10 protein-coding genes are annotated in these 10,421 nt (G+C 67.3%); 3 read left to right on the forward strand and 7 right to left on the reverse strand.

Annotation, left to right across the window (positions count from 1 at the left end; all coding sequences use genetic code 11):
• Positions 1-8 precede the first annotated feature (8 nt).
• Genes ACLF3M_RS24630 through ACLF3M_RS24645 form a run of 4 tightly spaced genes read right to left on the reverse strand, consistent with a single transcriptional unit; the run spans position 9 to position 3,024 of the window.
• A complete protein-coding gene (locus tag ACLF3M_RS24630; RefSeq protein WP_430659635.1) occupies positions 9-785 on the reverse strand; it encodes an SDR family NAD(P)-dependent oxidoreductase in 777 nt (258 codons plus the stop codon).
• A gap of 10 nt (positions 786-795) precedes the next feature.
• Positions 796-1,518, reverse strand: coding sequence for an amino acid ABC transporter permease (locus tag ACLF3M_RS24635; protein ID WP_430659636.1), 723 nt, complete (start codon positions 1,516-1,518; stop codon positions 796-798).
• Positions 1,485-2,156 carry an amino acid ABC transporter permease gene (locus ACLF3M_RS24640; protein WP_430659637.1) on the reverse strand — a complete coding sequence of 224 codons (672 nt, stop codon included), beginning with the start codon at positions 2,154-2,156 and terminating at the stop codon, positions 1,485-1,487. The genes ACLF3M_RS24635 and ACLF3M_RS24640 overlap by 34 nt, the downstream gene beginning before the upstream one ends.
• 13 nt (positions 2,157-2,169) lie before the next feature.
• Positions 2,170-3,024: a transporter substrate-binding domain-containing protein gene (locus ACLF3M_RS24645; RefSeq protein WP_430659638.1), complete on the reverse strand. Its 855-nt coding sequence runs from the start codon at positions 3,022-3,024 to the stop codon at positions 2,170-2,172.
• Positions 3,025-3,169: 145 nt separating this feature from the next.
• Between ACLF3M_RS24645 and ACLF3M_RS24650 the strand changes: the two genes are divergently transcribed.
• Complete coding sequence (locus tag ACLF3M_RS24650; protein ID WP_430659639.1) at positions 3,170-3,640, forward strand: ureidoglycolate lyase; 471 nt, start codon at positions 3,170-3,172, stop codon at positions 3,638-3,640.
• Positions 3,641-3,653: 13 nt separating this feature from the next.
• Positions 3,654-4,580, forward strand: a complete 927-nt coding sequence (locus tag ACLF3M_RS24655; protein WP_430659640.1) for an allantoinase PuuE — start codon at positions 3,654-3,656, stop codon at positions 4,578-4,580.
• A gap of 36 nt (positions 4,581-4,616) precedes the next feature.
• On the opposite strand, the gene ACLF3M_RS24660 is transcribed toward ACLF3M_RS24655, so the two are convergent.
• Genes ACLF3M_RS24660 through ACLF3M_RS24670 form a run of 3 tightly spaced genes read right to left on the reverse strand, consistent with a single transcriptional unit; the run spans position 4,617 to position 9,312 of the window.
• The gene (locus tag ACLF3M_RS24660; protein WP_430659641.1) at positions 4,617-5,579 is read right to left on the reverse strand and encodes a Bug family tripartite tricarboxylate transporter substrate binding protein; all 963 of its coding nucleotides are present in this window, start codon (positions 5,577-5,579) and stop codon (positions 4,617-4,619) included.
• Between the two features lie 53 nt (positions 5,580-5,632).
• On the reverse strand, positions 5,633-7,711 hold the full coding sequence (locus ACLF3M_RS24665) for a hydantoinase/oxoprolinase family protein (RefSeq protein WP_430659642.1): 2,079 nt from the start codon (positions 7,709-7,711) through the stop codon (positions 5,633-5,635).
• The gene (locus ACLF3M_RS24670; RefSeq protein WP_430659643.1) at positions 7,708-9,312 is read right to left on the reverse strand and encodes a hydantoinase B/oxoprolinase family protein; all 1,605 of its coding nucleotides are present in this window, start codon (positions 9,310-9,312) and stop codon (positions 7,708-7,710) included. Before ACLF3M_RS24670 ends, ACLF3M_RS24665 begins: the two co-directional genes overlap by 4 nt.
• 442 nt (positions 9,313-9,754) lie before the next feature.
• Here ACLF3M_RS24670 and ACLF3M_RS24675 point away from each other — a divergent pair, with 442 nt between their 5' ends.
• Complete coding sequence (locus ACLF3M_RS24675; RefSeq protein WP_430659644.1) at positions 9,755-10,243, forward strand: hypothetical protein; 489 nt, start codon at positions 9,755-9,757, stop codon at positions 10,241-10,243.
• Positions 10,244-10,421 lie beyond the last annotated feature (178 nt).

Consider the following 10,421-nt stretch of genomic DNA (forward strand, 5'->3'; position numbering starts at 1 on the left):
GGGGTGGCTCAGAACGCCATCCAGCCGCCATCCACGAGCAGGTTGTGACCGGTCACATAAGCCGCGTCCTCCGAGGCAAGGAACAGCGCCGCGCCTGCCACGTCCTCGGGCCGGCCGAGCCGCGGCCAGGGCGTGCGGGCGTGACTGTAGTCGATCCAGCGCGGCTCGATCGCGCGCCCCGTCTTGCCGGTCAGGATCTTCCCCGGCGCTACCGCATTGCAGACGATGCCCTGCCGCGCATAATCCACGGCGACTTGGCGCGTCAGGTAGACGACGCCCGCCTTGGACGTGCCGTAGGCCACATCCTCCGGCGAGGCGACCATGCCGTGCTGCGATGAGATGTTGACGATGCGGCCCCGCACCTCGCCGCGTGGTTCCTGCGTCACCATGGCGCGCACGGCGGCCCGGGACATCAGGAAGACCCCGGTCAGGTTCACGGCCATCACACGGTTCCACTCCTCGAGCGTGCAATCGAGTAGCGTTTTCCCCAGGCCGACCGCGGCGTCGTTAACCAGCACGTCGAGCCGCCCATGCCGCGCCACCACATCCGCCACAGCAGCCTCGCAATCCGTCTCGCGCGAGACGTCGCAGGCGAGATGGACGACGTCGTGGCCCTCTGCGGCCAAGAGCTCATGCGTGGGCACGCCGCCCTCGCGCACCGCCGTCGTCACGTCGGCGATCGCGACCTTGGCGCCTTCGCGTGCGAAGCGCAGCGCGATCGCGCGCCCGATGCCGGAGGCGCCGCCGGTGACAAGCGCCACCTTGCCCGCGAGCCTGTCTCCCATCGTGTCCTCCTCAGCGGGCGCCTCGCGCCAGCATTCGCCGCTCCAGCCGCGCCACCGCATGAGCAAACGGCCAGAGCAGTACGAAGTACATCAGCGCCGCGACCATCAGCGGCGTCGGATTGTAGGTCTGCTCCTGCGCGACACGCGCGCTGCGCAGCAACTCGGGCAGGGCAGCGAGCGCCGCGATCGAGGTCGCCTTCACCAACTCCAGGGAGTTGGAGGCGAGCGGCGCGGCGATGCTGCGCAGCGCCTGCGGCAGGACGACAAGCCGCAGCGCGCGCAGCCGCGTGAGGCCGAGAGCCTGGGCGGCCTCCATCTGTCCATGTGGCACGCTGAGCAGCCCGGCGCGGAAGATCTCCCCGAAATAGCCGGAGTTGTTCAGCACCAGCGCCAGCACCGCCGCCCCGAAGGCGGGCAGTTGCACGCCCAGGAAGGGCAGGCCGAAATAGATTAGGATGAGCAGTACCAGCACTGGAAAGGCGCGGAACAGGTCTATCCAGGCGATCAGTGCGGCGCGCAGCACGCGTCCACCCAGCGCGTAGAGCAGGCCGATCCCCAGCCCTGCCAGCAGGCCCAGCGGCAGCGCCACCGCGGCCAGTTCCACCGTCAGCATCAGTCCCTGCCGCAGCAGCGGCCAGGCCCGCACGGCGCTGTCCCAGTCCGCGAAGTTCTCGATGAGGAGCTCGAGCCCTTCCGGCATCATCGCGGCACCATGCGGGTCGCCTCTAGCCACCGGCTGGCGATGACGAGGGGCAGGAACAGCACGAGGTAGAGCGCGGCCGCGAGGCTCAGAGGCGAGGGGTTGGCGGCGATCGCCATTACGCTCTGCGCGCGGCCGAGGATTTCCGGCAGGGAGACCGCGGTGCCGAGCGCTGTGCCCTTGGTGATGGCAATCGCGCGGTTGGTCAGCAGCGGCACGGCGAGCCGGATCGCCTGCGGCAGGATCACCAGGAAGAAGATGCCGCGGAAGCGCAGCCCGAGCGCGGCGGCGGCATCCCATTGACCCTGCGGCAGGGCCTGAATCGCGCTGCGAAAGATCTCCGCCGCGAAGGCCGAGAGCACGGCACCCAGCGCACCAGCCGTCGCCCAGAACGGAGAGAGCGTCACGCCCGCATAGGGCAGGCCGAAATACACGAAGACGATGACCGCGAGCTGCGGCAGCGTACGGAACACCTCGATCCAGCAGGTGACGGGCCAGCGCAGCAGCGGCACGCGCGCGACCAACACGATCGCCATCAGCAGCCCAAGTCCGACGCCGATCGCGACAGTGGCCGCAGCCACGCCGAGCGTTACCCAGATGCCCGGCAGGATGTCGGGCCAGTAGCGCTCTAGGATCTCGAGATTGAGGTAGTACTCCGCGAAGCGCTCCACGGGCGCCCGCGGGCTAGTTGCAACGCGGCGTGTGCGGCGTGTCCTCGAAGCCGGGCAGGCCGGGCGGGCCGAAGCCCGGGAAGACTTCGGTCAGGGAAGTATTGGGCTCAGGCGCGCTGCCGTACCACTTCTCATGCAGGCGGGCGAGCGTGCCGTCCTGCTTCATGCACTCGATCGCCTCCTCCACGCGGTTGCGGTACTCGCGGCTTTCCTGGCGGAAGGCGATGCCGAAGTTGCGCCCGGTATAGTCGCGGAAGGCGACTGTGATGTTGCGGTTCTGGCTGGCGGCATAGACCGCCGTCGGGATCTCGTTGATGGCAGCGAAGGCGCGGCGCGTGAGCACGGCCTGCACGCTGTCGGGGAAGGTATCGTATCGCTGGACCTCGAACCCATAGCGCTCGGCGTTCGCCGTGGCCCAGGTATCGCTGATGGTGCCGCGATTCACCGCGATGGCGCGGCCACGCAACGCCTCAAGGTTGGCCATGGTCTCGCCACGCCGCGTGATGAAGCCGTTGCCGGTAGCGAAGAATGGCTCGGTGTAGAGCATGCGCTGCGCCCGCTCCTCCGTGATGTTGAGCGGGTTCGCGGTGAACTCGAAGCGCTTGGCGAAGAGCGCGGCGAAGAGGCCAGAGAAGTTGATGTCGACGATCTCGACGCCCGGTCGGCCGAGCCGGCGCGCAATCTCGTTCATCAAATCAACCCCGAAGCCCTCAGGGCCGTTCGGTCCGCGCATCATCCAGGGCGCGACGCCGAAATCCGATCCGACGACCATGGGGCGGTTCGACGGGTGGTCCGCTTCCTGCGCCGTGGCACCGGCCGCGATGCACGCCAGAAGCGCGATAAGGGGCAAAAAGGCGCGGCGGTTCATCGGAAGCTCCGGGCGGGGGTCTGGTCGAGGACCGGCACAGCCGAGGATCAAGCGCCAGCGCGGAAGGTGTCAAGCGCACCGCCGGCGGCCGCTTGCCTCTGTCGAGCCGCTTGTCGCGGGCGCGCGCCGGACGCAACACTGCGCCATGACGCTCATCGTGGCCCCCCTGACGGCAGACGCCTTCGCGCCGTTCGGCGACGTGCTGGAAGGTCCGGCACTGCCCGGCCGCGTCGTCGCCGATGACGCGCTGGGCCCGACGCAGCCGGCGCTGCGGCCAAGCCTCGCCGTGGTCTTCAAGCCCAATGCGGACCTGCCCCTGCGGTCCGCGACGATGGAACGTCATCCCTTCTCCTCGCAGACGTTCATGCCGCTCGACGCCGGCGCGTGGCTCGTTGTTGTTGCGCCGGAGGCGGCAGTGGGCGGGCCCGACATGGCCCGGGCGCAGGCGTTCCTCGCGCGACCCGACCAGGGCGTGACCTATCGCGCCGGCGCTTGGCATCACCCCTTCACGGTGCTGGATAGGCCGGCGAGCTTCGCCGTGCTGATGTGGAAACACGGCACGCCGGCCGACGACGAGTTCGTCGAAGTCGAACCCTTCCAGATCATCCGTCCCTGACCGGAGCCCTCGCATGCCCTATCAGGTCGCGCGCGATTTCGTCGGCTATGGCGATGCTCCACCCGACCCGCAATGGCCGGGCGACGCCAAGGTCGCCGTGAACTTCGTCATGAACTACGAGGAAGGCTCGGAACCCTCGGTGCAGGATGGCGAGGGATACACCGAATCCGGACTGACCGAGGCGCTCGGCGGCGGTCAGGTGAAGTCGGGCCGCGACCTGGCTGCGGAAGGCATGTTCGAGTACGGCAGCCGCGTTGGCTTTTGGCGCCTGATGCGGCTGTTCGCAGAGCGCGGCCTGCCTCTAACTGTCTTCGGCTGCGGTCTGGCGTTGGAGAGAAACCCGCTCGCGGCGGCCGCCATACGGGATGCCGGGCACGACGTGTGCTCGCACGGCTGGCGCTGGGTGAAGCACTTCGAGCTTCCCGAGGCGGAGGAGCGAGAGCACATCGCGCGGGCGGTGACGAGCCTCGAGAGAACGGTGGGCCATCGGCCGGATGGTTGGTACTGCCGCTACGGACCGAGCGTGAACACCCGTCGCCTGGTCGTCGAACATGGCGGTTTCCTCTACGACAGCGACTACTACGGCGAGGAACTCCCGTTCTGGGTTACCGTCGAGGGCAAGGCGCATCTGGTCGTGCCCTACTCGCTCACCAACAACGACGGGAAATACGCGGGATGGATGGGGACGGGGGAGCAGTGGTTCTCCTACATCCGCGACGCCTTCGACATGCTGTGGGAAGATGGCGCGAAGGGCCGGCCGAAGATGATGTCGGTCGGCCTGCACATGCGGCTGATCGGCCATCCCGCGCGCGCGATGGGGCTCAAGCGTCTGCTCGACCACATCGCGGCACGGCGCGGCGTGTGGGTGGCACGCCGCGGCGAGATCGCACGGCACTGGATCGCGACGCACCCGTATCCCGGCCGTGGACTGAACGAATAGGCGCGGATGCGCCGTCGCTCACATACGCATCCAGCGTCAGCCTTTCAGGCCCAGGCGCTCCACGGCCGGCCCCATTTCCCGGTAGGTATCCAGCACTCGCCGCGTGAAGGGCGCGCTCGGGAGATAGCTCGTCACAGCGCGCAGCCGGACCATGAGCGCTTCCCATTCCGCTGTTGCCGTCACCTCCCGTACGCCCTCCTCCCACATACGCACAACTTCCGGAGGAAGGCCTGCCGGCCCGACCACACCGAGGTTTACCTGCAGTGTCAGTGGGTAGCCGAGTTCGCCAAAGGTCGGCACATTCTCCAGGCCTCTCACCCGCTCGGGCCCGATCTCAGCTAGAAGACGCACCTGGCCAGCGTCGAGCAGTGGCGGGTAGTCCGGCGAGACAACCATGTCGATGTCACCGGCCAGCAGTGCAGCCACGGCTGGTGCCCCGCCGTTGTACGAGGCGACGATGGTGGTCAGCCCTTCTTTTCTGAACGCGGCCTCTGTCGCGATGTACGGCCCGCCACGCGCGGCGGCGGTTGCCCAACGGAATCGGTCGGGGTTCGCCCGCGCGAAGTCAATCACGTCCTGCCAGGTCCTGAAGCGGCTGGACGAAAGCACGAATGCGGCCTGCGGCGTGATCAGGTACTGCGCGACATACGTGAAGTCCTTCGCGGGGTCATAGGGTGCGGGACGCATCACCGGCTCGACCACGAACGGGCTCGCCGTGTACATGCTGAAGGTGTAGCCGTCCGGCCGGGCGCGGGCGGTGCGCTCGGCCGCCAGCGCACCACCTGCCCCAGGACGGTTCTCAACCACAATCGGTACGTCAAAGCGATCCTTTAGCGCATTGGCTAGATAACGGATCGTGATGTCGCCATTGCCGCCCGCAGCGAAGCCGACGATCAGCGTTATCGGTCGGCTCGGGTAGCGCTCCTGCGCGAAAGCACCGCGCACGCTAGCGGCGGCGACCCCGGTGGCGGCCAGACGGATGAGAACACGACGCTGCATCTGCTCCGCTCCCTTCGACCGCGCCGAGGCCGCCAGCCCCGCACGCTCAGCTGTTACAAGCTGACGGTCAAGTTTAGCCCTTCGTCGACCTCGACGCGCGCATCGGGCGGCACGACGAAGGTAGATTCGCGTTCCTCGAACACCGCGGGGCCGGCCAGCCGCGTCCCGGGGCGCGCGGCGTAGCGATTGAATACTGGCGTACGGCGGAAGCCCCTTGTCTCGGCGAACCACACGTCGCGTTGCCCCTTCTGAAAAACCGCGGTGTCTCCGCGCGCATGCACGGGCACATCGGGCCTGAGGCCGGCGCGCGGGCCGCTCGTCACCACGCGCCAGGAGACCATCTCTATGCTGATCCCGGCCTCTGTGCGGCCGAACAGCGCGGCGTAGTTGCGCTCGAAGCGCGCGGCAATCGCCGCGGCGTCGGCGCTAGCGATCTCCTCGCGCGCTATCTGCGCCTCCACGTCATAGCCCTGACCAGCGTAGCGGAGGCCACATGTGATCTGCGTCGTCACGCCGTCCTTAACGCCGGCGCGGGCGAGCAGAGCGCGGCCCTCGTCGCGCAGCGCGTCCAGCATCGAGAGCAAGGCGCCGTAATCGGCGCCATGCAGCGGGGCGACCGCGGTCCGCAGCAACTCGAAGGACGTCGGGGCGGACAGGAAGCCGAGTGCCGAGGCGACGCCCGGCCCGAGTGGGCACACCACTTTCGCGATGTCTGCCCTGCGCGCGACAATGCAGGCATGAACGGGACCAGCGCCCCCGATCGGAAGCAGCGCGAAATCCGATAGCCGCTTTCCCTGCTCGAGCGCCTGGATGACCATTGCCTGCGCCATGTTGGCGTTAACGGTCTCCAGGATACCCCAGGCGGCCGCCTCCATCGGCAGGTTAAGGGGCACGCCAAGATCGCGGAGAATGGCAGCTCGCGCCGCCTCAAGGTCGAGCCGCATGGCGCCACCCAGGAAGTTGCCCGCATCGAGGTAGCCGAGCACGAGGTCCGCGTCGGTAACCGTCGGCTCCCTACCGCCCTGCCCGTAGCAGACTGGCCCGGGACGGGAACTCGCGCTTTCCGGCCCGACCTGGATCAGGCCCATCGAGTTAACGCGCGCGATGCTGCCTCCACCAGCTCCGATCTCAATCATGCTGACGATGGGCACGCGCAGCGGAATGCCGCTGCCTGGCTTGAAGCGCGCCAGGCGCGCAATTTCGACTTCCGTCGTGCGGCTCGGCCGGCCGCCTTCGATGAGGCAGGCCTTCGCGGTGGTGCCGCCCATGTCAAAGCAGACGACCTGTTCGAGACCTGCAATCCCGCCGAAAAGCGCCGCGGCCTCGGCGCCGCCGGCGGGGCCGGAATGCACCAGGCGGATCGGCGCAGCGATCGCTGCACTCGCTTCCACAGTGCCCCCATCGGACAGCATGAGTTGCAGCTCGCGTGTTATGCCTAGGCGGGCGAGCCCCTCCGAGAGGCGTCGTAGGTAACGATCGAAGACAGGCTGCACGTATGCATTAGCGATGGTGGTGGTGGAGCGCTCGTATTCCCCGATCACCGGCACGACATCAGAGGAGGTGCAGACTGTCCGACCGGGCAGAATCTGCTGCAGCAGTTCCGCCATCGCCTGCTCATGCGCGGGGTTCGTGAACGCGTGCAGGAAGACCACGGCTACCGCCTCTGCGCCGGACGACGCGATCCCGCGGGCCGCGGACAGCGCAGAGTCGCGATCGAAAGCCTGTAGCACGCTACCGTCATGCCCAATGCGCTCGGCCACTTCAAAGCGTAACGGACGCGCTATCAAAGGCTCCGGCATGGTGATTGATAGATCATAGGTATCGTAGCGGTTCTCCCGCCCGATCTCGATGACGTCTTGGAAGCCTTCCGTGGTGACCAGCGCGACGCGGGCCCCCTTGCGTTCGATCAGCGCGTTGGCGACCAGCGTTGTGCCATGCACCACCCGCGCGACCGTTGCCGGCGTGACGCCCGCGCTCGCCATGATGCGAGCCACCCCGTCGAGCACGGCAACCGACGGGTCCTCGGGCGTGGTCAGCAGCTTCTCGAAGTGCAGCGCGTTGCTCGCGGGGTCGTGGAGCACGAAATCGGTGAACGTGCCGCCGACATCCACACCGATGGTGACGCCACTCATTCTCCGGACGGCTCCCCCTCCACGTAGCCGAAAGCCAGATCGCGCGCGATCAGCGCGGCGGAGCGCTCAGATGGGTCGCCAAGGCCGCCACCACCTGGCGTGAGAAAGGTGACGCGGTCGCCCTTCTCCAAACGCGTTACGCTCTTCGCTGCGATCTCGCACCCGTTGACCTGGTTGCTTCCAGGCTTGCCGGCACTGCCGCCGAGCAGGCCCTCGGCGGGGAACCGCACGCGCTCGTGCCGGATGGTCATACTAATCGGCGTCTCAGAGAGAGACTCGAAGGTGATGCGCTGCCCTAGCCCGCCGCGATGCCGCCCCGCACCACCCGAGCTAGTGCGCAGCGCCTTCTCCCGGATCACCATCGGGACACCGGCCTCGAACACCTCGACGGGCGAGTTGGCGATGTTGCTGGGGTAGCTGCGGCAATCCAGGCCATCCATCGCCGCTCGGCCACCAAGGCCGCCCGCCATGAAGTACATCTTGACGAAGCGACGTCCGTCGCTGTGCTCGCCCTTGAAGTAAGCCGACCAGATCGGTGCAGCACAATCCGCCATGGCGCGGTCTGGCCGGACCGACGCCAGCGCGCGGAAAAGCACGAGCGGGACATAATGCCCCGCCAGATGACGCGCCCAGACCGGCGCTGGTCGGATCGGGTTGAGTATGCTGCCCGCGGGTGCCGTGAGCCGCACCGGCCGAAAGGAGCCGCTATTGTTCGGCACAGCCGGATCAAACAGGCATTTCACCGCGAAGGCAGTCCAGGCGAAGGTGTAGTTCAGAACCGAGTTGATAGGCCGGTCCACCTGCGGCGAGGTTCCGGCGAAATCGACTGTCAGGTCGGAACCGGCGATGGTGACAGCGGCGCGAACCAGCAATGGGGCGTCGTAGCCGTCAGCGCTCACCTCGGCAGTGTACGTGCCGTCCGGCGCCGCTTCGATCGAACGACGCAGGCTGGTCTCGGACCGGTCGAGAATGAGCGAGGAAACGCCGTCGATCTCCTCCAGCCCTTCTTCTGCCATAATGCGGCGAAGCTTGCGCTCCGCCACCCCATAGGCCGCGAATTGCGCGCGGATGTCGCCGAAGGTGTCGGCCGGGATGCGGAGGTTCTCCGTCATCAGCTCGATCAGCTCGGCGTTCTCCACGCCGGCCTTCACGATCCGGCTCACCGGGATCCAGAGCCCTTCCTCGTAAGAGTCACGCGCGCTCGGCGAGGGCGCGCCGCCGATGTCCACGGAATGGAAGACGCTGGTGACGAAGGCGATGATGCGTTCGTCGCGGAACAACGGCTTCATCATCGTGATGTCGTTGAGGTGGCCGCTCGAGATCCAGGGATCATTGGTGATGAGAATATCGCCGGGGTCGAGCGTACTCGGCGGAAACTTCGCGAGCATGGCACGCGCAGCCGGCGCTATGGTGCCGATGAAGGACGGCACGCTTCGGCTCGACTGCGCGATCTGCCGGCCCTGGCTGTCGAGCAGCGAGCAGGCGAGGTCCCAGTTCTCGCGGATTACCGTGGAGAAGGAGGTGCGAACGACGGCCTGCGCGACCTCGTCCATCAGACCAGTCAGACGCTGCCAGATGATGCCAAGCTGGATGGCGTTCACAGCCCCTCCGGCGCTCCCAATGGCATTGCCAGCGCTTGACGCGCGGCACGCACAACTATTGCTGCGATTGTCAGTATTGGGAAGCAGACGATGAGGGGATGGGCGGAGCCGAGCAGGCGGGCGTTCCGGTCCTGCAACCCCGTCTTGCCACCGAGCAGGGGACGATAGCGGCTATAACGATCTGCCATCGGCACTGACATAGACCGCGCCGATCGTCGCAGCTTCCCTTCTTCTGTGCTTCGGCGAGCGGTGCCATCGCACTGTCTATCGGCATCCGCGAGGCGGTGGCTTGACCGAGAGCGCTCCTGAGAAAACACGTCGTAGTCAATCGTAGACGTAAGGAAGGAGTGGATGGGGCAATCGGCCCAGTGTCCGGCTGACCTGCGGAAGCGCTCGCGCTCTGCTGAAAACCCTCGCGCGGGCGTTCCCCCACGAGGTGATCATGACCAAGGTGGCGGCGAGGGAGGTTGGGCGCGACCCCTTGGCGGGCACCCCCGGCGACGTTGCGCTGAGACGCTTGCAAACCGCCGGCCTCCTCCGGTTCGCCGCGCTGTCCGAGGCGGCCTACCTCCACTACCTCGACCTTGTTGGCGCCCCATCCCCGGATGGATTGGATGACGGCGAGGCGGCCACGGTGGCGTACGCGGTGGAGGTCGGCGCAGTACCGGTCCTCGATGAGCGCAAGGGGACCCGGATTGCCATCCCCCTCTGCGCCTCACCCCCGATCTGCACCCTCGACCTCCTCTCGCATCCCCGGCTCCGAACGGAACTTGGCGACGCCGCCCTCGCGGATGCCGTCCATTCAGCGCTCCGGCACGCGCGGATGCGTGTGCCCCAAGAGTTCCGAACGTGGGTGCTTGATTTGCTTGGCGCCGAGCGGCTGCGGGAGTGCAGCAGTGTCCCGAAGCGGTGGGTGCGCGCCTTGCCGTGATGCTGTCGAGGTGTGCGGGTCAGGACCAGGACCCGCTTCGTCCGTTTAGATCGTCACCTCGATGTGTTGGCATCGTCGGTTGCGCGTCCCCGCATCTCAGATTCCAGCGCGTCGGCAGTGACTTGCGGCTCGACCATAGCCACCGAGACTTGTCGCTGGCTGATGGACGGCTCCCGAC

The sequence above is a fragment of the Falsiroseomonas sp. HW251 genome (genome assembly GCF_050563545.1).
Taxonomy (GTDB): Bacteria; Pseudomonadota; Alphaproteobacteria; order Acetobacterales; family Acetobacteraceae; genus Falsiroseomonas.

Excerpts from the sequence above, each read along its gene's own strand:
- ACLF3M_RS24650 (WP_430659639.1), top strand. The coding sequence starts at position 3,170 with ATGACGCTCATCGTGGCCCCCCTGACGGCAGACGCCTTCGCGCCGTTC.
- ACLF3M_RS24660 (WP_430659641.1), bottom strand. The coding sequence starts at position 5,579 with ATGCAGCGTCGTGTTCTCATCCGTCTGGCCGCCACCGGGGTCGCCGCC.
- ACLF3M_RS24665 (WP_430659642.1), bottom strand. The coding sequence starts at position 7,711 with ATGAGTGGCGTCACCATCGGTGTGGATGTCGGCGGCACGTTCACCGAT.
- ACLF3M_RS24645 (WP_430659638.1), bottom strand. The coding sequence starts at position 3,024 with ATGAACCGCCGCGCCTTTTTGCCCCTTATCGCGCTTCTGGCGTGCATC.
- ACLF3M_RS24655 (WP_430659640.1), top strand. The coding sequence starts at position 3,654 with ATGCCCTATCAGGTCGCGCGCGATTTCGTCGGCTATGGCGATGCTCCA.
- ACLF3M_RS24675 (WP_430659644.1), top strand. The coding sequence starts at position 9,755 with ATGACCAAGGTGGCGGCGAGGGAGGTTGGGCGCGACCCCTTGGCGGGC.
- ACLF3M_RS24630 (WP_430659635.1), bottom strand. The coding sequence starts at position 785 with ATGGGAGACAGGCTCGCGGGCAAGGTGGCGCTTGTCACCGGCGGCGCC.